Here is a 23,947-nt window from a genome sequence, read left to right as displayed (position 1 = left end):
GGATGATTCATGACAAAAGTATAAGCAGGCGTCTCTTTCATATTCTGAATTATACGATACTGCTGAGCATCTCGCTGCTCTGTGTTCTGCCATTTGTGAATTTGCTCGCCGTCTCTTTTAGCAGCAGTTCAGCGGTCTCAGCGGGAAGTGTGACGTTCTGGCCTGTCGAATTCACAACCAAAGCATACGAGTTTGCTCTTTCTGGTGGTGCTTTCTATTCTTCCTTGTGGGTTGCGATCCAGCGAACGGTTCTCGGTACGGCCGTTAATTTGCTGTTAATCGTGCTGACAGCCTATCCACTCTCCAAAACGAAACAGAAGGTTATGGGTCGTAATGTCTACATGGGTTTTTTTATTGTCACGATGTTGTTTAGCGGAGGTTTGATTCCTACCTATCTGGTTGTGGTGAAAATGGGATTGATCGATTCGATCTGGTCTCTGATTCTTCCAGGAGCGCTTCCCGTGTTCAGCATGATTATTCTAATGAACTTTATTCGAGGGCTCCCTGAAGAGATTGAAGAATCAGCTATTATTGATGGTGCTGGACCTTTACAAGTATTGATTCGAATTATGCTACCACTTCTGAAACCTGCACTCGCGACAGTCGGATTATTCAGCATTGTGGGTCATTGGAACTCCTGGTTTGATGGCATTATCTATATGAACAATCCCGCTAATTATCCGTTACAGAGTTATTTGCAGACATTGCTTCAAAGCTTCGAGCAGATGATGTTAAAATCAGGATCAGATTATACCCAGCTGTTATCCATGATGAATGCCAGAACAGGACGTGCAGCTCAGATGTTCCTGGGTGCCATCCCGATTCTTCTCATCTATCCGTTCCTTCAGAAGTATTTCACCAAAGGGCTGGTATTAGGAAGTGTTAAAGGGTGAAATCAAGCTGATATGTAGTTAGATGAAGTGTTTGAATCCAGTATCGATCTTCGAAAAAACAAAAACCAAAGGATCTGTAGCTAATAAGCTGCATGCAGGTCCTCTGGTTTTACTTTGTTTTTGTGGATCATTTTCATCATGATTCCTTAGCCCTTTTTCATCATCCATAAAGTCTAGCCTACATCACTTCACTTTTTCGTTGGTGAACTGGCTATCGCAGGCAGCAGAATCGTAAACGTTGTTCCTCTCCCGATCTCGCTCTTCACCTGAATTCCATATGGTTTACCAAAGTGAAGTTGGATGCGGCGCTGCACGTTATATAATCCAATTCCCCGGTTGCTACTACCTGTTTCCTGTCTTTCCTCCATCAGGCTGCATACAGTCCTCTGATCCATACCTGTCCCGTTATCACTGACTTCAATACAAATATCTTTTTGCTGAGCCCGAATCCGGATCGTGATGAGCCCATCTTCTTCAATCTCTGCCAGACCATGAAAGAATGCATTTTCCACAATAGGTTGCAGGATCATCTTAGGCATGACATAATCTAGCAGCTTCTCTTCCATCTCATACTTCATCTGAATACTGCCGTAATATCGGACGTTTTGAATGGTCGCATAATGCCCAATGTGATTCAACTCCTCCCGAATCATAACGAGACTACCATCCGATCTGGTTGCATATCGCAGCATAGAGATGAGTGCATCCGTCATATCTACAATTTTGTCTGCCTGCTGCATGGATGCAATCCATTTCACAGAGCCTAACGTATTGTACAGAAAATGAGGATTAATCTGATCATGCAGTGCCCGCATCTCCGCCGCGGCTTTCTCGATCTCTTCCTGCTGCATTCGTTCCACCATTCGTTTCAATTCATGAGACATGCGATTAAACCGGGTGGAGAGATGACCAATCTCATCCTGGGACCGGATGTCCTGCACATGTTCAAACTGCCCCTTTTCGACGAGTCGTATATTATTTAGCAGTTTTTTAATGGGACGAGTGATCACATGCGATAGAAAAATGGAAATGACGGCAGCAAAAAGAGACATCACAATCGCCAGCGTCACCAGATTCCTGCCTAATATTTTTCCATCAGCAGTCAGCTCTTCTAGCGGCATATAGACATACGTGGTCCACTTTTGCTGACTAAGCGGGCTTTTTACCACCACATTGTATGCCTCAGATGGGCGGACGTTATCCCGAAACAACGTGCCGATCAACTGGTCGTTTACGTTGTATACGATTTTTTCATCCTCATCAATAATCATGAAGCGAGATCGAAGACCTTCCTGCAAGTTACGGTTGACGATCTCAATAAACTTGATATCAATGCTGACCACAATCACGCCAAGCAATTTTCCATTCGTCACATCATGAATTTTTCGTGCGTGGGAGACGGCAAGTACTTTGTTTTCTAATTGTTTATCTATACGGGTCGTCAACGTGATCGTGCGTTCATCGTCATGCATAAACTTCTTGAACCATAGCTCATTTCTGACGTTGAAGGTAGCGTCTATTGGCTGATGTGGACTGACAAACAGATCTTGTCCGCCGTTCATATTGTATAGATAGATCGAAAACACACGATCCTTCATCATAATGTAATTCATTAGAATGTTATATGCGGCGATCTCGTTTTTTTCATTACTTATGCGTAGAAAATCCTGGATTGGAAAACTGCCCTCGTGGGTTGCCGATAAACTATCACTTAATCCATTGCTCGCTAGCAGAGTGATTTTTTCAATTTCCTTCAGAAACTCGTCGATACGAATATTCGTCTGTTTGGTCAAGTCACTGAGCAATGTGGTGTAATTTTGCGATAACAATCGCTCCGAAGAATAATAAGAATTAATAGTCATCACAAATACCGGAAATATAATGACTGTTATACAGATGATAATAATCTTATGCCTGATCTGGAAAGGACGCTTGAACATCACCGAGTGCACCTCTATTCGCGGGTTATATGGGAGTGCTGTTGTTCTCGATATTCTTCTGGTGTAAGGCCCGTCGTTTTTTTGAAAATTTTGCTGAAATATGTGTAGTTGTGATAACCTACTTTGTCCGCGATTTCATATACTTTCAGCTCTTTACTCAGTAAATAGGCCTTCGCGTGTTCAATGCGAGTCCTGGTTAAATAAGAGATGAAATTTTCTCCCTTTTGCTGTTTGAACAATCGACTTAGATACGAGGGGTGAACATTAATCTGGCCTGCCACACTCTGCAGCGAGAGATCCTCTGCATAATATGTGTTGATGATGTCAGTGGCGAGATCGGTGTATTTGAGTTCGTGCGTAGCTGGAGCACTGGCGTTAAACGTTTCCGTGATATGCATCATCACATCTCGATGTATTTCATTCCAATGCTCCCCATTCAGTACAATTTCATAGGGGGATTTCTCCGTCATCAAAATTTTCTTCCGTGACGTAGTGTTCAGCAAGTGGGCATGCATCGTTTCGAGCACTGTAATGTATTGCTTGCGAATACTATTCTCGTCTGCTCGGATGTTCTTCAGGTTCGTGCGTATGTCCTCCAGAAACAACTCGGCGCTTTCCCTATTCTTGCTGATACAACACTTCATGAAATGCTGTTCTTGCTCAGGGTTTAAGAGGATCACCACTTCTTCCCTACTCGGTGCTTCACGTACATCTTTAACATGTAGAATCTGATTGCCACCAGTAAAAAATCTCTCCTTAAGAGCAGACTCTGCTTCCCGACACGCACTCCGTAACGAGGTGAAACCGGACACTACCGAGCTCACACCTGCTGTAATGGACAGATTCATAAAATCCTTCATCGAGGCCATGATTTTGCGGATCAGCTTATTCAGGTCACCATATACATCCGAATCCATATCCGAATTTACGTTGACAACCACCCAGTACTCAGAAGAGCTCTCCACAAAGATTTCCTTTGCCCAGCGGGATGGAATGACTTCTTCCATGATGTTAAGGATCGAGAAGCGGAGCAACTTTTCTCCTTTCTCAATGTATTTTCGCTTGAGCTGTTCATAATGATTAACGATGAATTTGATAGCCACCAGACGTTCGGATTGAATACGAAATTGTAATTCTGCCACTTGGCTATTCAATTCTTTTTCATTCGTGAATCCGCTTACAATATCTTGGAAAAAGCTGTCCTTGAGGTAACGGATGCTCTTATAATAATCCGAATTTACATGTGGTGAATCACGATGTAGATTTTGTTCACTTTCAAGCTTGCTCCGAACACTCCTCAGAAGCTGGATGAGTGATTGCTCATTGATTTCACTTTTAATCAGGTAATCCGTAGCCCCTAGCTTTAGAGCCTTTTTCACATATTGCAGTTCATCAAAATTACTCAGTATGACGTATTTACAGTACTTTAACGACTGTGATGCTTCTTTGATAAATTGTAAACCGTCCATGACCGGCATCCGAATGTCCGTAATAATCAGATCTGGAACTTTTTCTAAAGCAATCTCTAATGCTTCTTTCCCGTTACAGGCCTCACCCGACACGTAAAAGCCGTACTCTTCCCAGTTCAACATAGAACGAATACCAACCCGCATCAGCAGTTCGTCCTCTACAATCAGCAGTTTATACATGAATATCCTCCAACGTTAGTTTTGATCTATGAGCCATCATTCCAGGTATTCATAGGCGTGTGTTTTCCGTCTTCTAATTTATTCGGACTTTATCCATGAAATCCCCTTCCAAGCGTCATAAAAAAGATAAAAGATCGCCAGATTTGGCGATCTTCATGGAAGATATTATTAGTCATTTCGTATGATGATGGATATAGCGCATTTCGACTCCATGTTTACACATAGCAACTCTTGACCTTGCAACTCGATCTGGATCGGTCTGGCTTCCTGCCCATCATTGAACAGTACAAGAGCTGTACTTCCATCCGTGTTGCGAAAGGCTACAGAGTATACGGAAGTATCGCTGGAGACTGATTGAATCTGAACTGCTCTTGGACGAATTACTGCACTGAAATGGGCCAGCGCGTAATAATCCAGCGTGTAGATGAGTTCTCCTGTCTGCTGATTAATCTGTACAATACCGCGACAGGTGCTCCGACCAAATCCGGGTACAGTAGGGCCATTGTGTTCATCCAGCGCCATATTCCACAGAATCATCGACTTACTATAGTTACGCAGGATCTGAATCCCGGTTCGGATGACATTGGAGAATGCCTGTTCAAAGGGTGGAATCCACTCTCCGCCGGAACCTTCAGTGAAATGAACTTCTTTTCCAGCAAAAGCCTCGTATACGGTCGATTGCGCTGACGCATCGCCTCCATACCAATGCCAGGCTACTCCATCTACTGCTTCACCAGCTTTCTCAAGCACCGTTAGTGGATAATCTGGACGATCCCAGTTATGGTCATAACAGAGAATTTTCGTGAACACGTTGTTACGCACGAATGCTGGCTTGAGATGATGCAGAATAAAATCAGCTTGTGCTTCAGCTGGCATCAACATGCTGGGATAATGCGTAGGTTCGTACAAAGCCTCATTCTGCGGTGTAATCGCATAGATTGGTAGACCATGTGCTGCGTATGACTGAATATATTTTACAAAATAATGAGCATATACCGAATACCATTCAGGCTTTAGTTCTCCAGTCATCATGGAGCCACTGGTTTTCATCCAGCCAGGTGCACTCCATGGGGAAGCGAACAGTTTCAACTCGGGATTGAGTTCAAGTGCCTGCTGAGTTAACGGAATGATATCCGCTTCATCATGCGCAATGCTAAATTTGGCTAGTTCCGGATCTGTAAGATCGTCAGGCAGATCATTGTAACTATAAACCGTACGGGCGTAATCAGAAGCACCCATCGGGTTGCGAATCACCGACAATCCAATGCCTTCTGTAGGATGAAATAGACGTGTCATCGCTTCCGTACGCTGTTCCTCTGTTAACTTCTGATGCATGAGATATGCTGAAGCATCTGTAAACGATGCTCCAAACCCATCCATCTCCTGGTACGTTTGGCGATCATCCAATCGCACAGTTACGGTTAAAGGGTCTGTATTCGTAGATGAGATTGGACGGCATTGATCCAGACTTATGGACTGGAATAATTCATTCTCACCCGTTGTTTTAAATATGGTAAAGGTTTTCATCGCGAGGGCCTCCTATTTATTCAATGCTTAGCTTCTCTTTGTTCTGCTTCATCTTCTCACTACGGATCTTTACAATGTCAGACCAGCGGTTTTCTTCTAGGAATGATTGATATGCTGCAAGAGCGTTATCAAACGAAGCATCATCCTTCGAACGTAACATGCTCACCAGGGTTGAGTTCCATTTCGTATTAATCGCGGACAACGCACGAGCTTCCGGTGTGCCCAAGTTCGGATTCACATTTTCGAGTATAAAATGAGGTGTCAGCTTGCCTTTGCCCCACTCCTGCATCTGTTTGATGGATTCCGGGAAGGCATCCGCACTCAGCGCTTTATGACGGTCATGACCGAAGAACATAAACTCGCCTAGACGATAATCCTTCTTGAATTGATCCGCGTTATGCAATTGCATGTCTTTTACCTCAGGAAGCAATTGCACGGTTCCGTCAGCTTTTTTCTTAAACGTCTCTCCTTCAATACCGTAGTTCATCAGTATCTGCCCTTCTTCGCTGAGCAAATAGGTGAAAAGCTGCATCGCTTTGGCCGGGTCTTTAGCATCTTTGGAAATAAAATTAATCATCCAGCCTGTAATGCCGGACTGATTCAGCGTTGGTGCATTCCCTTTCGTACTCTGCGGCCCATCAATGGCCATGTACTCTTTGCCTTCATTGTCACTCATGAAAATTTGTAGGTTACCGCCCTGTTGAGGAGTACCGTCCAGCAGCAATGTAGCATATTTACCTGATTTCACTTTTTCCTCAAAAGCTGTACCGTCATCTGCAAAACTGTCATCACTAATGTTGCCATCCCTGTACACAGCGTTTAACGTCTTCAACCAAGTCAGATAATCTTCATCCAGATTACGATCATAGAATTCACCGTTTTCCGTTTCGAGTGGAACGCCAATGAAATCCTGTAATGCATCCCCAAGTGAACCTGTGCCCTCACCGATGGCGTTGAAGCCAAACGGAATGAGCGACGGGAATTTATCTTTGATCTGCTTCATCACACTTTGGAATTGCTCCGGAGTTCCCACGTCCGGGCTACCCAATGTTTCATACACATCCTTACGGATGATAAAAGCTGTTTTGGCTGGGATGTTACCGCTATCATAATCATCTTGTGTGTTCGAATAATTAGGATATCCATAGGTTTTGCCATCCGCCTGTTGGAACCATTTCATCGTGTCGGCAGCAGCAACCTTGTTAAAGTAGGGATCATACTTTTCAGCCAAATCATTCAGAGGCATTGCCCAGGTAGACGCCTTGTTCACAACCGGGGAATTAGAATCAAACACTGTCAGCATGTCAGGCATATCTCCACCGGCGAAAAACGTATTTAATTTGGTATCATCTCCTGTGATGAATTTGATGTTAATATTTAGATCTTCCTTGATCTTTTTCGTGACGACGTCTTTGCCAAAATCGGTATTCCACCAATCTGCATTAACATACCAGGTCAGATCCGTCACTTCTTCTTTCTGATCCAGTTGCCATGCGGGTTTCTCCGGATCAACGGTATAGCGGTTCTCAATAGAAACCCAGTTTCCTTCCCCTGAACCATCTGAACCTCCACTGCATCCCGTAACCATTAATACAGCACATAGTAAAGCTGCACATCCTTTAACTCCTTTTTTGCCTAACAGCCTGCGAACATTAAACATGTAATCTCCTCCTTGTCATGGGTTGAAAATGGTTGATTTCAATAAGCATCATGTTATTCCTTAACGGCCCCAAGCATCATTCCTGAAATGAAATATCGTTGTAGCAAAGGATAGATCAGCACAATTGGCAATGTCGTAATCACAATAGTGGCAAGCTGCACTCCTTTGGTTGTCGTTTCGATCACAACAGACCCGCCAATATTTTGCATGGACTGTGTCTGGGATTGCACGATAATTTCATATAACATCATCTGTAATGGGTATAGAGACTGGTCTGTAATATAAAGCTTGGTTGTCATAAAGTCGTTCCACTGTCCTACCCCGTTAAACAAAGCGATCGTTGCCATCGCCGGCATAGACAGCGGAATGAAGATTTTGAGAAAAATATGCCAGTCCCCAGCCCCGTCTATCTTGGCGGACTCTTCGAGTGATTCTGGTACATTTCGAAAGAAATTCATCAGGATAACAACATCGAAAAAGCTGAACAAAGCCGGAATAATGTACACCCAAAAGCTGTTCAAAAGACCTAGTGACTTGATCAGGAGATAGGTTGGAATCATCCCCCCGGAGAAAAACATCGTAATAACGCCCATAGCTACGTACAACTTACGGCCTTTCAAGTACTTTTTACTCAAACCATATCCGACCATAGCACAGAAGAATACGTGTGTTACGACACCGATCGTGGTTTTGGAGACAGAGATGAAGAATGCCTGCCAGATGTTTGAATCATTGAATACGGCCCGATAGTTTTCTAGTGAGAACTCCGGTGACCAGAAGATGAATCCACCTTCTGCAAGTGCTTTGCCAGAGCTAAAGGAGGAGATGATTACATTCCAGAGCGGCACAACAATGACGATGGTACAGATCAGCAACAGGATCATATTGACAGTATCAAAGATCCGGCTGTCCAGATCTTCTTTGGCTACTTTTCCATTCACAAGGGAGACCTCCTTCTACAGCACAGACTGGTTATCATTCAGTTTGCTCGTAATTTTGTTTGCTGTGACGAGCAGGATTACAGAGACGATAGAAACACCCAGACCTACCGCTGTAGCATACGAAAAGTCACCCTGTGACATCCCCATACGATAGACATAGGAATTAATGACTTCAGCCTTTTCACGGTTCTGCGAGTTCATCAGTACAAGTGTCTGGTCGAGATTGGAGCCGAGCAGTCCACTAACGGTCAGGATTAGATTCAGGCTGATGATCGATTTCATATTCGGTAAGGTTATGTTCCATATCTGACGTATCCGGCTGGCTCCATCGATTTTGGCGGCCTCGTAATACGTAGGATCGATCTTTGACATGATGGCGAGGTACAAGATCGTTCCCCAGCCGGCTTCTTTCCAGATATCGGATAACGTGGCGATCCACCAGTATTTCCCTGCATCCAGTAAAATATTTTGCGGCTGTGAAATGATTCCTAGCCCAAGGAGCAATTCGTTGAACAATCCGGTTGTGGAGAACCAGGTGATCAGCATGCCACCTAGTACAATCCAAGAGAGAAAGTGAGGCAAATATGAAACCGTTTGCACGAATTTCTTGAATCGTCCGCTGTTTAACTCATAGATCATGATCGCTAGAATAATCGGAATAACAAAGCCGATCCCCAGTTTCAAAAAGCTGATGCCAAGTGTATTCACCACAGCATCCCAGAAGTATTTATCTGACATGATGATTCTGAAGTTATCCAGACCCACCCAAGGGGCACTAGACAAGGTATCAATGACGGTGTAATTTTTGAACGCAATCGTTAATCCGTAGATCGGTATGTAACAGAAAACAATCATGAACAGGATCCCAGGTAGAACCATGGACTGAATCTCCCACTGTCTGGCGAAATCGAGCCAAAACGTTCTGAAACGAAGTTTGAATGACTTTTTGCTGCCGGGCGTAGGAGGCTTCTGTTCACGGGATGCACTGGTCGTGAGCTGACTCATATTGCGTTGCTCCTCTCTGATTAGGTTCAAAATCATAAAAACGTTTTTATTTCTGACCAAAAACTCCCTTCTCTTGTCTCTGAATTAAAAATAAACCGAGGAGTAGTGTCCTTCATTCATTATTTGCGGGCCTCTCTCCGGTTGATTCTCACATGACTTGAACCACGCACGACAAGTTCTCCTGCCAGCTTATGCGCTGATCCCCGTTCCTCTCCCTTAATCATATTGACTAATTGTGTCACCGCTAAAATACCTTGTCTAGCGATTTGATTGCGTACCGTTGTTAGCGGTGGAGAATAATATGCTGCGATATCAATATCGTCAAATCCGACCACACTAATGTCACTTGGCACCTCATACCCGTGGGATTTCAATGCTTGAATACATCCTATTGCACTCAGGTCATTACCAGCTAGAAAAGCATCAGGGAGCTTGCCTGCATGCAGATGAATGAATGATTTGATTGCGTTGTAGGTAGCCTCTTCCTCGAAATATCCCTGGATGATGTAGTCTTCATCCATTGGAAGCTCATATTCACGCAGGGCGGCCAGATACCCTTCTCTACGCTGTGCGCTGTCAAACATCTCATCTACGCCGGATATATAGGCAATCTTTTGGTGACCGAGCCCAATCAGATATTTCGTTGCTTCATAGCTCGCTACATAAGAGTCAAAGATGATACTTCCCATCCCTTCACTCTCGTAGATGCGGTCCAGAAAGACCGCTTTAATCTTGTCTTTTTTCATCGATAGAATGTCCTGTTCATCTATTCGGAGCTCTTCATAGATGATCACTCCATCGACTCGTCTACCGAGAATATTGCTCATAATGACATGTTTATCTTTTGTCACAAACACATTCAGCCCATAACCTAGACGGTCACATTCACGCGACATGGCTTCAACCAGCTTGTAGAAATAAGGACCTGACACACTCGTAGTGAAAAAACCAAGCATTTTCGTCTGACCTGATTTCAACAGTTTGCCATTCAGATTCGGAATGTAATTCAAACGCTGCGCCACCTTGAGCACATGAGACTTCGTTTCTGGATTCAGGACATCGACACCGTTTAAGGCGTTTGAAACAGTAGAGATCGAAACACCAGCTTCTCTTGCTACATCTTTGATTGTGATTTTTCCCATTGATCAGATTCCTTTACTATTAAAACGTTTTTATTGTAAATTCAAAATACCATAAAACCGTTTTCAACACAACACTTATCTGCTCCACCTTTAAAAATGAAAACCGCTGACCCATAAAGATCAGCGGTGGTACAGGGTTTTTATCCAGTCTAATCATATTGAAGGGTATACGTTTGTCCTTTTTGTGTGGACAGGCTTACTTGATCGTCTTTTTCCGGGGTGGTTTGCACAACTGTATCGCCTTGGTGAACTATTAGACCAGGTTCAGACTGCAAATAACATGTCTTGCCTGTATGCGAGAGGATTTCTGCTTCGATCAGCTTGCCGTTCTCCCAGCGTAGGCTGACTTCGAATCCGCCTCTTGCTCTCAATCCTTTGACCGAACCTGTAGACCAACGTTCAGGTAATGCTGGAAGGAACTCCAGATATCCCTGATGAGATTGCAGCAGCATCTCGGCGATCCCCGCAGTTGCTGCAAAGTTCCCATCGATCTGGAACGGTGGATGAGCATCAAACAGGTTGGCATATACGCCGCCTTGCTCATGTTTGCCCGGCTCAGAGGCTTTAACGAGGGTTAGCAGATTAGAGATGAGCTGCTCTGCACGATTGCCCTCTCCAAAACGAGCCCATAAACCAATTTTCCAGCCAAGACTCCAACCTGTGCCCCCATCGCCGCGAATCTCCAGTGACGTGCGAGCAGCCTTCATCAGATCAGGCGATTTTTTGTGTGTAATCAGTCGTCCCGGGAATACACCTACGAGGTGAGATACATGGCGGTGCTGCGGGTCTTCCTCCGTGAAATCCTCGCTCCACTCCTGAAGGCGCCCTTTTGCGTCAACCTGGAGAGGAAGAATCTGCTCTCTCTTCGCTCGAAGAAGTTCTGCGAATTCGGCATCCGTCTGCAACACTTCTGCTGCTTCGATGCAGTTATCAAATAGCTCGGCAATGAGTGATAGATCCATCGTAGTCGCCTCACTGACAGCCGCATGTTCACCGTTCACAACAAATTTCATCTCCGGTGATGTGGATGGTGAAGTGATCAAATAGCCTTCTTTATTCTCAATGAGCCAGTCCAAGCAGAACAAAGCGGCCTCCTTCATCAGTGGATAACCCGTTTCTTGCAAAAAATCTTTATCTTCTGAGAAAGCATAATGCTCCCACAGATGCTGCGTCAGCCATACGCCGCCCATCATCCACAGTGCCCATACCGGATCACCAGCACCATAATCACCAACCGGAGCTGTTTGTCCCCAGATATCCGCATTATGATGAGCTACCCAACCTCGAGCGCCATAGTTCACTTCAGCTGTTTTCCGTCCGTTCTCTGCAAGTTTGCCAATAAAATCAAGCAATGGTTCGTGTAATTCAGCCATATTACATGTCTCTGCAGGCCAATAATTCATCTCAGCATTAATATTCAATGTATAATTGCTACTCCACGGTGCGCGTATCTCCTGGTTCCAAATGCCCTGCAAGTTGGCTGGCAGTGAGCCAGGTCTGGAGCTAGCGATCATCAAATAACGGCCGTAGTTGAACAAAAGCTCGACCAGGCCTGGATCACTGCTGCCGTACTTCTCGATGCGCTCATCCGTAGGCATGTCCTGAGGAGCAACACTGTCGCCGAGATGCAATTGCATACGATTGAATAACGCCTGATGATCTTGCACATGACGGTTACGCAAGTCAGCATACTTGTGTGCTGTGATCTGTTGAATGACGTCCACAGTTTTAGCTTCAGGCGAGATGATCGTATCGCTGGCTTGCGGCGTTGAAATATAGCTTGTAGCTCCCGTAAAATAAATGACCGCTTCCGTTGCACCGATGATTTGCAGTCCACTGTTGCCTGTATGCAGCGTACCTCCCGTATGTGATACAGCCAGTCTGCCATGGAAAGACATTCCACGATTAGATGCGGCGTCTCCGTACCGGACTGGCACTTCAACATCATGATAATTGGGCGATACATACTCAGGAGCCGTTCCAAAAAGTTCGTATTGATCATTCGCAGCTACGGTGTCGTGTCTCAACGGACTGCTCAGTCGAGTGCGAAAGTTCAATCTTCCCTCCTTGCTAGAAGTCAAACGAATGACGATAGCTTGATCCGGGTGGGAAGCAAACATCTCTCGATCATAACGCACGCCGCCAACCACATAGGAAACGCTTACAATACCAGTGGACAAATCGAGCTTACGCTGATAAGATTTGCGTTCATATGACTGCCCATGCTCCATCACAAGCTCTAGATCACCAAACGGCAGGTAAGACTGTGTGAACGGCCCCATCATTTTTTTACTGAGCAGATCTGCCTCTACATATTGTTTACGGGCGATTAGTTCCCTAATTTGAGGCAATACTTCTCGTGCTTCTGGATTGTTCCAGTCCTGGGCATAACCAGACCATAACGTATCTTCATTTAATGCAATCCGTTCTTTTTCAATACCGCCAAAGACCATTCCGCCCAACTTGCCGTTGCCGATAGGCAGTGCTTCAACCCAATAGGTGGCTGGAGAGCCAAACTGAATATTCATGCGATCGTTACCTCCGAATGCACTCATTTTTTAGAAAAACTTTAGTTTTACTTGTTCAAAAATCATTATATCTTTCAATGTGAAGGGAAGATATATATTTAACAAAAAATGATTTGAAAAGGTTGAACGAATGACATGTAATCCATAATATTCCATATCATTCTCTTTATGCCGAAATATCTTTTCAACATTCTTCTAAAATGAGGGTGTCTATCTATCTGTCTATCTATTTAGAGGGTTTTCTAGGCCTGGGGTACTTGTATGGTGAATTATCTTCGTTCAATTCGTAAGACCATTTAAAAAAGAGAACCGCTTCTTAAGAAGCCGTTCTCTTTGCCAATAGTTCAGCTACCCCAACTCATCTCTTAGTGGTCAAGGAATACAAGTTGAATGAAGAACAGTATCGCAAAAATATAAAATATCGGATGAACATCTTTTCCTTTACCCCGAAGCAGCTTCAGCACCGGGTAGAAGATAAAACCAATTCCGATTCCTGTTGCAATACTGTGCGTCAGCGGCATCAGAATAATAATCAGGAAAGCTGGGAATGCCTCCTCAAGATCGCTCCAGTTCATCTTGCCGATCACACTGATCATGAAGAAACCTACAATAATCAAAGCCGGAGATGTAATTGCCGGGATACTCGAAATCACACTCACGATCGGACTGAAGAACAACGTTACTGCGAGCAGTATACTTACCGTTACCGCCGTCAATCCTGTTCTTCCCCCTGCTGCAACACCCGTACTGGACTCAATATAAGCCGACGTTGGGCTTGTACCAAGCATTGCACCAGTCGTAGTACCGACAGCATCTGCCAGGAGTGCACCGCGGGAACGAGGAAATCTCCCATCTTTCAATAGTCCCGCTTGCTCCGCTACACCAAGCATGGTGCCTGTTGTATCAAACAGTGTAATTAATAAAAATGTGAAAATAATGGTGTACAGTCCATTGGAGAAGACACTCGCCAAATCCATCTGGAACGCCGTTTCACCAAGTCCTGACGGCATAGCTACGATCGATGCTGGCATTTCAAATAGTCCCATGAACCAGGCAATGATTGCGGTAATCACCATGCCTATGAACAAATACCCTTTCACATTGTAGGCCATAAGTGTAACCGTTATAATTAAACCGATAATCGTGAGATAAGTCATAGGCTGGGACAGATCTCCGAGTGTAATCAGATTCGATTCGGAATCTGCAATAATTCCTGCGTTCTGCAACCCTACTGTCGTAATAAACAAACCAATCCCAGCTGTGATCGCATGTTTGAGGCTTGCAGGAATGGCATCAAGCAGCATGTAACGAAATGAAGTGAGAGAAAGAATGATAAACAAAATACCGGCAATAAATACAGCCCCCAATGCCGTTTGCCAGGTTACCCCATACCCCTGAACGACACTAAAAGCGAAAAACGCATTTAACCCCATACCCGGTGCGATGACAATCGGGTAGTTCGACCACAGTCCCATAATTAGTGTTGCGACGATACTGGCCAGAATGGTAGCAATAAACACCCCGTTAAAGCTCATTCCTGTGCCACTGAGAATACCAGGATTCACAATTACAATGTATACCATCGTGAAAAATGTAGTAATACCTGCAATAATTTCGGTTGATACGGTGGTGCCTCTTTCTTTGAGCTTGAACCAGTTGTCCATCTTAAAGCCAGCCTCCAACTTTCATAGTTTTCTTCCCGAATCCTTAAAGGAAAAACAAAAAATCCCAATCACATATAGGAATTGATCTCTAAAGCTCCTATATTCGTCATTAGGATCTGTATAACTCCGAATTAAAGATAGGATAACCTTTTCTATTTCTAACCTGATGTCCATTTCGAATTTTATTAAATATGAGCCCCATTGTCAATGAAAATACGTCCTTGTTCACATTATTTACGAACTATTTACGGATTGAATACTAATTTTATTCGTTTATTTTGTGATTATACTCTATTTATGACATATGTTATTTTACAATTATCTTACAATTGTAGTGGTTTTTTTTTACAGATGGATGCTAATCTTCATAAGGACCAACAAATGAATAAAGCTTCATGCATTCATATTGATATATTCTAAGGAGGAATTATTTTGAAATTAACCAAAAAAGCATGGCCAGCATTAGCCCTTACCTTGGCTGTATCAGCCTCTTCCCTCTTGTCTGTTGGACAAGCAAGTACCGCTTATGCCGCAGGCCCAGAGAAAAAAGAAATCAAAAATATTATTTTTCTGATCGGAGATGGTATGGGAACTACATATACCTCTGCTTACCGTTACATGAAAGATAACCCTTCGACCAAAATGATGGAAAAAACGGTGTTTGACCCTTATCTAGTAGGTGCTCAAATGACCTACCCTGATGATGACAAGCAAAATGTTACCGATTCCGCTTCTGCAGCAACTGCCATGTCATCTGGTGTGAAAACATATAATGCAGCAATCGCAGTGGACACGCATCAAAAGTCCGTGAAAACGGTATTGGAGCAAGCTAAACAAATCGGTAAATCCACAGGTCTGGTAGCCACGTCGGAGATCACTCACGCAACCCCAGCTGCCTTTGGTGCTCATGATATCAGCCGCAAAAACATGGATGCTATTGCAAACGACTATTTCGACGAAATGATTAATGGAAAACACAAGGTTGATGTCCTTTTGGGCGGAGGAAAAACCAATTTTGTTCGCAAAGACCGTGATCTTACAAAAGAGTTCCAAAAAGCAGGTTATAGTTATGTAACCGACCGTGCATCTTTGCTTGCGAACAAAAACAAACAAGTCCTCGGTCTGTTTGCAGATGGCGGTCTGGATAAATATATTGATCGTACGAATGCAACGCCTTCCCTAGCAGAGATGACGAATTCGGCTATCGATCGCCTGAAAACAAACAAAAATGGTTTCTTCCTTATGGTAGAAGGTAGTCAGATTGACTGGGCAGGTCATGATAATGATATCGTTGGAGCTATGAGTGAAATGGAGGATTTCGCCAAAGCTTTCAAGGCAGCGATCGACTTCGCGAAAAAAGATGGTCATACCCTTGTAGTAGCTACTGCTGACCACTCTACTGGTGGCCTTACACTCGGCAAAGATGGTGAATATAATTTCTTCGTTGATCCAATCAAGGCCGCAACACGTACCCCTGACTTCATGGCTGCTCAGATTGCCAAAGGAGCTTCTGTTGAAGAAACTCTGAAAAAATATCTCAAACTCAAGTTGACAACTGAAGAGATCCAATCCGTGAAGGATGCTGCTCAAAGTACAGATGTTACCGAAATTGACAATGCAATCGAAGCTATTATTAATAACCGTTCTTTCACAGGGTGGACAACGGGCGGCCATACAGGTGAAGATGTACCTGTGTACGCTTATGGTCCGGGAAGTGACCGCTTCTCTGGATTGATTGATAATACGGATAACGCTAAAGTCATTTTCGACATTTTGAAAAAAGCAAAGTAAAAGATAAATAGATGTGTGAAATAACTCATCAAATCTCATCTATTTTCATGCAGCCCCCTATTCTTTCAATTGAAAGAAAGGGGGTTTATTGTATTGACTTCCAGTAAAGTGCCCATACTACGTACCGAATATATCTAAGGAGAGATCGAGATGGATCTGCAGAGCGGAAAATTATATTGGCCAACCACAGTAGCATCCCCTCCTTCTTACCCGAAGCTGGAGGAGAATATTGTCTGTGATGTTCTGATTATCGGTGCGGGCAGTTCGGGTGCACAGTGTGCTCATTTTTTATGTAATCAAGGATTATCCGTTGTTGTGGTGGACAAGCGCAAGGTTGGAGAAGGCAGCACAAGCTCTAATACTGCATTAATTCAGTATGCTGGAGAGAAAAGCTTTGTATCTTTGAAACATACATTCGGTGAAGATATAGCCGCCCGTCATCTGAAGCTGTGTGAGCAATCGATCAATCATATTGAGCAAATAAGCAGTCAACTTCCGATTGAACCTGATTTTATTCGGCGTGACAGTCTGTACTATGCTAGTTACAAAGAAGATATCCCATCATTACAGGAAGAATATGCGCTTCTACAGAAACATGGATTTAACGTAGAATTGTGGGATGAACAGCGTATATCTAGAGCATACCCCTTCTCTAAATCAGCTGCGCTTTATTATTATAATGATGCGGAGATGAACCCGTTAAAATTTGTATATGGACTTTTGGAAAAAGCCAAAGCAGAAGGCGTACGAATCTACGAGGAAACTGAAATATCGGGTAAACGTTTTGAACCAGATTCAGCTATTTTCTACACGAAAGAACGCAGAGAAATTCGTGCCAAACATGTCATTATCGCCGCAGGGTACGAAGATCAAGATTTTAAGGTGGAGAAAAATGCGACACTATCCAGCTCCTATGCTGTTATTACCAAACCCGTATCCGACTTGGATCAGTGGTACCAACGTACATTAATATGGGAAACAGCACGTCCATATGTTTACATGCGCACGACCCCAGATAACCGTATTATCATAGGTGGCATGGATAAAGATACAGCCTACGCCGAAACAAGGGATTCCAAAATTCTGGCAAGTAAAGATAAACTGATTAACGAGTTTACCAAGCTATTTCCGACGATTCAAGTGGAACCAGAATATTACTTAGGTGCATTCTACGGTGGGACACATGACGGCCTGCCGGTAATTGGTCAATATGAGTCATATCCGCATTGTTATGTGATTATGGCATACGGTGACAACGGAACAGTATATAACGGCGTGCTGGCCAAGATTGTAACGGATCACATATTGCACGGCTCCAGCCCGGATATGGATATGTATTTGCAGACCAGACCGCTTGTATAAAAAACTACTTCTTAATTCGTTTCACGAATATGGAAACTTTAATAATGCAAAGAGTTTGCACCAAAGTGGTATTATGCTTAACGGTTCTACAAGTCAAAAGCCGATTCCTGATGTGGAATCGGCTTTTCAGTTAATCTTTTCAATTATTTATCGGACCATGAAATTACAGCGTAATGATGATCGGCCCTTGTTTCGACAGGATGATCGTATGTTCAATCTGAGCGACATGGCTGTTTTTAGTAGCAAACGTCCATCCATCTCCCTTTTGATACACTTCTTCTTCAGAAGTAGAAATGAAGGGTTCGAAGGCAATGACCATGCCTTCTTTGAGCAACTCATCATCCGAAGTATCATTGTAATTGTAGATGTGGTCCGGTGCTTCGTGAATTGCACGACCTACTCCGTGGCCTGTAAGATTGCGAATAACCGTCAACCCGTGCTGGCGAGCTGTCAAGAAAACGGCTTTGCCGATACCACTTTTTTTGGAGCCGGGATTAGCCTTTTTCAGTCCTGCTTCAAAAGCCAGTTTCGCTACGTTGCATACTTTGGTCAATATTTCCTCCCCTTGACCAACAACAAATGAGATACCTGTATCCGCGAAGTAATCGTTTTTGGAGCCCGAAACGTCGATGTTGACGATATCCCCTTCCTGGATTACCCGATCCCCCGGAATCCCGTGAGCGACTTCTTCATTCACACTAATGCACGTATAACCAGGAAAGTTATATTCACTTATGGGAGCAGATACTGCACCCTCCTTCTCAAACAGTTCTCCAGCCAAATCATCCAGCTCTTTCGTCGTTACACCCGGAACCGTACGTTCAACCAACGTATCTCGAATATAAGCTACAATTCTTCCAATTTCTTTCAACCCATTAAAATCTTCTTCAGTTTTTGCAATCATAACTAGTTACCTCACGATCCTTCTTCATTGTCAACGTTCATCTCATTCCAACATAAATACATTCACTTTGCAACATTTTGCGTCGAAAAAGCAATCATACATTCTATTATTTATTAATAAAAAGGGTGAACCGTTGTTCACCCTTCTGTCGTTAGTTATAATCCGTTATTAGAAATCAAATTTTGGTACCAGAAGAAACTTTCTTTCCGTCTTCGCTCCAGCGTGCCGTTTCCGTCATTATCCTGGTCGACGTAGATCAGACCGTAGCGTTTTTCCATTTCGGAAGAGGAATAGCTGATCAGATCGATGATTCCCCAGACGGTATACCCCATAATTTCAACACCGTCCAGTAAAGCCTCATGCATTTGTTCGATATGAGAACGCAGGTATTCAATGCGATAAGGATCGCTGATTGTACCGTCCTCTTCAATGGTATCATAAGCACCAATGCCATTTTCAACGATAAACAAAGGTATCTGATAACGGCTGTACAGATTGTTAAGCACAAGTCTTAGACCAATCGGATCGATCTGCCATCCCCAATCACTGACAGGCAGGTAAGGGTTTTTCACTCCGCCCATCGTATTGCCGCTAACCGTTTCCAGCCCCTCACTATCTGCACTCGCCACAAAGGAGTTATAGTAACTGAATGATATGAAGTCAGCGGTATACTCTTTTAGCAACTCACTGTCGCCTTCAGCTTTTTCAATAATGATTCCTTGCTCTCTAAAATATCTCTCGATGTAACCTGGGTAAGCACCACGCACCTGCACATCGGTAAAGAACAGATTAAATTGATTATTTTTATGTGCAGCCAGTACATCCAGCGGATTACATGTGTGAGGATAGTGCAACAGGCTTGTCAGCATACAACCGATTTGGGCATCTGGAATTATCTCATGACATAGCTTTACCGCATAAGCACTCGCAATGAATTGGTGATGCAGCGATTGGTATACTGCTTGCTCAACATTCTCGAACCGATCTGGAACAATACCACCATTGGTAAACGGATGACGCACGATGCCATCAATTTCATTAAAAGTGATCCAATATTTTACTTTATCTTTATAACGATTGAATACTGTTGTACTGAAGCGTACAAAGAAATCAACAACCTCTCTGGATGTCCATCCACCATAATGATCGACCAGATACATCGGCATCTCATAGTGAGACAAGGTAACCAGAGGTTCAATGCCATTTTTAATCATCTCATCAAAAAGGCGATCGTAGAAAAGCAAACCTTCTTCGTTTGCATTCGTTTCATTGCCATTCGGGAAAATCCGTGTCCACGCAATGGACGTGCGTAACGTTTTAATGCCCATCTCACCCATTAAAGCAAGATCCTCTGGATAACGATGATAGAAGTCAATTCCTCTTCGTTTCGGATAATTCACGGTAGACTGATCCTGAAGAGCGACTTCCAACTCCTCAGAACTCACAGCGTTTTGCTTTTTATAGTCACCCTTGCTTATATTCTTCTTATTCATAGCGAGATCAGCTGTGGAAACACCTTTCCCTGCTAAGTTCCAGGCACCTTCAGCCTGATTCGCTGCTATAGCTCCGCCCCATAGAAATCCTTCGGGAAAAGTTCTGGTGGTCTTCATATCATTATCCTCCTGTTAATGCGCTCTGTCCATCACACGGCTAATGTGAATGATGAGATACAATCTCTCTTCCTTAGACATATAGCGTTCAAATTTCGCGCCGATATAATTATTGATCTTGGAAACACAGTTACTTTCTTCTGGATATTTGTTAGAGATTCGCTCAAGCAATTCATCATCTTTGGATTCAAGCATCGTGTTCTCCAGTAATCGCTGAACAAAAAACTGTAAATGGGTTAAAAAGCGAGAATAGTTAATGCTTAAGGTGTCCAGTTCAATTCCATAATGAATACGAATAATGTTAAGAATATCCTTCACGGTGTTTGTCATCATCATGACCTGGCTCATGTTCTGCTCCGTCTGCTGTGCATTGACCAGGTGGAAGGCGATGTTAGCTGCCTCTTCTTCAGGAAGATCAAGTTCCAGTCTATCTTTTATAAATTTCAGTGCCTGCTTCCCAATGAGAAATTCTTGTGGGTAAAATTTCTGCACTTCCCATAACATTCGATTTTGTATCGTAATATTCGATTTGAAACGTTTGGCAGCCATATGAAGGTGGTCTGTTAACGAAAAGTATAGATTATCACTGAGATCCCGCGATAATACTTGTTTCGCATAGGATATGATTTCGTCTGCCAAAATTAAATACTCTTTCGGCGTCTCTTTCATCAGCGCAGTCATATCGGAGGACATCCCTTCATTCTCAACGACGTAAACTTTTTCAATTTCACTTTCGTTAATGATGTCCCCTGGCCTGCTCCTGAATCCGATTCCCTTGCCCATGGCAATAACCTCTTTACTGTCATTACGTTTGGCCAAAACAATACTAGTATTGAGAACCTTAACTACTCTCATATCCATGCTCCTCTACGTTCAGGGTGAATTTCACCCCATATTATTACAAAATGGTTATAAGTGGCGTCTCATGTCCTATTTGTTCGGATTTCTCATGTCCAAGGATTTCAAGATAATCACCACTGTTTGTTACAATAATCGGTGTTGTTGTGTCAAAGCCTGCTTTTTCAATGGCTTCCATATCGAATTCAATCAGAAGTTGACCATGTTTCACAGTGTCTCCTTCTTCGACAATAACATTGAAATGTTGCCCTTTTAATTTGACGGTATCAATTCCGATGTGAATTAGAAGTTCAATGCCATCTAGTGATTTCAAGCCGATGGAATGTTTTGTTCGAAATACGGTTTGCACTGTTCCATCGAAGGGAGCAACGACTTGCCCCTTGGCAGGTTTAATCGCCATACCTTTCCCCATCGCTTCTTGGGAAAACGCTTCATCGTTCACCGCTTTTAACGGTATCACCTCTCCTTCAATCGGGGAGAAAACAACCCGTCTTGAATGAAGTTTCTCTTTCTTTGGCGCTGCTAATATAGTCTCTACTTTATTAGAATCACCAGATTCAGGATGTTTACCAGATGGATCGATTGCCGTATCTGCTGTTGCAGGATCATTAAAGCCAATGAAATAAACGGCAATTGGAGTAACAACGATCGAAATAGCTGCGGTAATGAGCGCATAGGTAAAGTTATTTTCAGCCCCGATAAACATCGGTAAGGAAGCAAGCCCCGGCCCTACTGCTGCATAAGCTTTCAAGTTGACAATACCAGCAAAAAGTCCCGCTGACCCTGCACCAATCATACAAGCTACCAGAGTGCGTTTGAGACGTAAATGTACTCCGTACAGGGCTGGTTCGGTAATACCGAACAATCCAGATATACCGGCCGGTAAAGCAACTTGTTTTAATTTTTTATCTTTAGCCAAGTACCAGACAGCAAGTGCTCCAGCTCCTTGCGCCATATTAGAAGAAAGCATCGCACTATGAATCAATGTTTCATATCCTGGTGAAACCATGGCTGCGAAAATAACGGGATAAAACACTTTGTGCATGCCGAACATCACGATAAATGGAAGGAATACAGCCAATATTACAACGGTTAACCAACCGATTTTACCTTGGATCCAGAATAACCCGTCAGACAACCCTATACCTAAATAGTTACCAATTGGCCCCAGAACCGTGAGTGCCAGTGGTGCCATGACAAGAATAACAATAAGAGGTTTAAGGAAGATCTTCACTGGTCCTGGAGAGATCCGATCAGCGAATTTCTCGACATAAGACATGAGCCATACGGTCAGAATGATGGGTAAAACGCTGGACGCATAGCTGATATTCGGTACAGGAATACCAGCGATTTGTACGGGTACTTCTCCTCCAAGTAATGCAATCATTTTAGGATGTAGTAGAACCCCGGCTAGTGTAGCAGCAATATAAGGGTTAGTTTTGAATTTCTGTGCACTTGAGTATGCCAGCAATACAGGCAGAAAATAAAACGCTGAATCAGCGATATTAAGCAATAATGCGTATATCTGACTTTCTTTAGAGAGTATACCAAGCGATGTGCACAGTAAAAGCAAAGCTTTAAACATCCCCGCCGCTGCGATTGCTGGAATGATCGGCTGGAAAATTCCCGTAATCAATCCGGCAAAGCTCTCAAACAAGCCTTTGAAACTCATATCTCTTTTCTTATTTGGCTCCGGATTTTCATTCGTAGTTATGTTGATCATTTGCTTGAGCTCATTATATACATAGCTTACATCATTGCCGATAATAATCTGATATTGTCCTCCGCTGTATACCGCGCCCATAACTGCGTCCATGGCTTTAATTTCTTCGGTCTTTGCTTGTTTTGGATCTTTCAAATGAATTCTTAACCGGGTGGAACAGTGGAGAAAATCATTGATATTTTCTTGTCCGCCTATCTTTTCAAGTATCGTCTTAGCGGTCTCTTTGTAATTCATCTAAACACCTCACCCTGAAATTGTGCATAAAAAAAGGCCTAAATTGGGCGGGTATAATAAATATACAAACCACCCAATTTAAGCCTTGCCTGCCGAACAGTAACACGCCAAATTGAATCATATATGATGTTGTTTAAAGCAAATATAAACGTTTACATGGCTACTGTAGCATGGATTTCGACAAAAAGCAACACTTTCTACGCAAAAGGATCTTATTAGCTTTTATGAATTATCTTAAGATTTAATGGGCATCTTAACCAAATGACACACGTATGCGACGGGGGTTGTAAACAATGCAGCACATTAATGATTGGTTAAAACATATTGCCCATAACTATATTTTGGTGATCATCGCAGCAGTGCTCTTTTTTGCAGTCAAAGCGGTTATCGGATGGTACACCTACAGACACTATGATCGAAAATTGGATGCTCTAACAGATAAGGTGAACCGTCTGCTTGAACAGAAAAAAACGACGGATTAGGGTAATTTCTACACACGTAGAGCTCAGAGTCAGA

Annotated in this window: 17 protein-coding genes; 4 read left to right on the top strand and 13 right to left on the bottom strand. The window is 43.3% G+C overall.

Features of this window, described 5'->3' with window-relative positions; genetic code table 11:
* Nucleotides 1-2 precede the first annotated feature (2 nt).
* Nucleotides 3-893, top strand: a complete 891-nt coding sequence (locus tag PQG66_RS06225) for a carbohydrate ABC transporter permease (protein ID WP_272036197.1) — start codon at nucleotides 3-5, stop codon at nucleotides 891-893.
* A 188-nt stretch (nucleotides 894-1,081) separates the two neighbouring features.
* Here the strand turns inward: PQG66_RS06225 and PQG66_RS06220 are convergent, their stop codons facing one another.
* The 9 genes from PQG66_RS06220 to PQG66_RS06180 form a co-directional block, all read right to left on the bottom strand.
* Complete coding sequence (locus PQG66_RS06220; protein ID WP_272036194.1) at nucleotides 1,082-2,833, bottom strand: cache domain-containing sensor histidine kinase; 1,752 nt, start codon at nucleotides 2,831-2,833, stop codon at nucleotides 1,082-1,084.
* A 14-nt stretch (nucleotides 2,834-2,847) separates the two neighbouring features.
* Nucleotides 2,848-4,482 carry a response regulator gene (locus PQG66_RS06215; protein WP_272036191.1) on the bottom strand — a complete coding sequence of 545 codons (1,635 nt, stop codon included), beginning with the start codon at nucleotides 4,480-4,482 and terminating at the stop codon, nucleotides 2,848-2,850.
* Nucleotides 4,483-4,650: 168 nt separating this feature from the next.
* Entirely contained in the window at nucleotides 4,651-6,009 is a 1,359-nt protein-coding gene (locus PQG66_RS06210; RefSeq protein WP_272036189.1) for a glycoside hydrolase family 30 protein, read from the bottom strand.
* A gap of 16 nt (nucleotides 6,010-6,025) precedes the next feature.
* Entirely contained in the window at nucleotides 6,026-7,669 is a 1,644-nt protein-coding gene (locus tag PQG66_RS06205; protein ID WP_272036187.1) for an extracellular solute-binding protein, read from the bottom strand.
* 53 nt (nucleotides 7,670-7,722) lie between these two features.
* Nucleotides 7,723-8,610, bottom strand: a complete 888-nt coding sequence (locus tag PQG66_RS06200) for a carbohydrate ABC transporter permease (RefSeq protein WP_272036185.1) — start codon at nucleotides 8,608-8,610, stop codon at nucleotides 7,723-7,725.
* A 15-nt stretch (nucleotides 8,611-8,625) separates the two neighbouring features.
* Entirely contained in the window at nucleotides 8,626-9,489 is an 864-nt protein-coding gene (locus PQG66_RS06195) for an ABC transporter permease (RefSeq protein ID WP_272036523.1), read from the bottom strand.
* A gap of 245 nt (nucleotides 9,490-9,734) precedes the next feature.
* Nucleotides 9,735-10,757 carry a LacI family DNA-binding transcriptional regulator gene (locus PQG66_RS06190; RefSeq protein WP_272036182.1) on the bottom strand — a complete coding sequence of 341 codons (1,023 nt, stop codon included), beginning with the start codon at nucleotides 10,755-10,757 and terminating at the stop codon, nucleotides 9,735-9,737.
* Between the two features lie 149 nt (nucleotides 10,758-10,906).
* Nucleotides 10,907-13,285 (bottom strand): glycoside hydrolase family 95 protein, encoded by a 2,379-nt coding sequence (locus PQG66_RS06185; RefSeq protein WP_272036179.1) that lies wholly within the window; start codon nucleotides 13,283-13,285, stop codon nucleotides 10,907-10,909.
* A 365-nt stretch (nucleotides 13,286-13,650) separates the two neighbouring features.
* Nucleotides 13,651-14,949 carry an NCS2 family permease gene (locus tag PQG66_RS06180; protein ID WP_272036177.1) on the bottom strand — a complete coding sequence of 433 codons (1,299 nt, stop codon included), beginning with the start codon at nucleotides 14,947-14,949 and terminating at the stop codon, nucleotides 13,651-13,653.
* Nucleotides 14,950-15,447: 498 nt separating this feature from the next.
* On the opposite strand from PQG66_RS06180, the gene PQG66_RS06175 reads away from it, so the two are divergent.
* Both PQG66_RS06175 and PQG66_RS06170 read left to right on the top strand, forming a co-directional pair.
* A complete protein-coding gene (locus tag PQG66_RS06175) occupies nucleotides 15,448-16,740 on the top strand; it encodes an alkaline phosphatase (protein WP_442955041.1) in 1,293 nt (430 codons plus the stop codon).
* Between the two features lie 150 nt (nucleotides 16,741-16,890).
* Nucleotides 16,891-18,102, top strand: coding sequence for an NAD(P)/FAD-dependent oxidoreductase (locus tag PQG66_RS06170; protein WP_272036175.1), 1,212 nt, complete (start codon nucleotides 16,891-16,893; stop codon nucleotides 18,100-18,102).
* 163 nt (nucleotides 18,103-18,265) lie between these two features.
* Here the strand turns inward: PQG66_RS06170 and map are convergent, their stop codons facing one another.
* The 4 genes from map to PQG66_RS06150 form a co-directional block, all read right to left on the bottom strand.
* Nucleotides 18,266-19,006 carry a type I methionyl aminopeptidase gene (gene map, locus PQG66_RS06165; RefSeq protein ID WP_272036173.1) on the bottom strand — a complete coding sequence of 247 codons (741 nt, stop codon included), beginning with the start codon at nucleotides 19,004-19,006 and terminating at the stop codon, nucleotides 18,266-18,268.
* Between the two features lie 155 nt (nucleotides 19,007-19,161).
* A complete protein-coding gene (locus tag PQG66_RS06160; RefSeq protein WP_272036171.1) occupies nucleotides 19,162-20,616 on the bottom strand; it encodes a glycoside hydrolase family 1 protein in 1,455 nt (484 codons plus the stop codon).
* 15 nt (nucleotides 20,617-20,631) lie between these two features.
* A complete protein-coding gene (gene licT / locus PQG66_RS06155; protein WP_272036168.1) occupies nucleotides 20,632-21,471 on the bottom strand; it encodes a BglG family transcription antiterminator LicT in 840 nt (279 codons plus the stop codon).
* A gap of 43 nt (nucleotides 21,472-21,514) precedes the next feature.
* Nucleotides 21,515-23,431 carry a beta-glucoside-specific PTS transporter subunit IIABC gene (locus PQG66_RS06150; RefSeq protein WP_272036166.1) on the bottom strand — a complete coding sequence of 639 codons (1,917 nt, stop codon included), beginning with the start codon at nucleotides 23,429-23,431 and terminating at the stop codon, nucleotides 21,515-21,517.
* A 293-nt stretch (nucleotides 23,432-23,724) separates the two neighbouring features.
* On the opposite strand from PQG66_RS06150, the gene PQG66_RS06145 reads away from it, so the two are divergent.
* A complete protein-coding gene (locus PQG66_RS06145) occupies nucleotides 23,725-23,913 on the top strand; it encodes a hypothetical protein (protein ID WP_272036164.1) in 189 nt (62 codons plus the stop codon).
* Nucleotides 23,914-23,947: the final 34 nt, after the last annotated feature.

The sequence above is a fragment of the Paenibacillus sp. JJ-100 genome (assembly GCF_948329825.1).
GTDB lineage: Bacteria > Bacillota > Bacilli > Paenibacillales > Paenibacillaceae > Paenibacillus.
The sequence above is the reverse complement of the archived record's forward strand: the minus strand, read 5'-3'. Positions and strand labels throughout refer to the sequence as shown.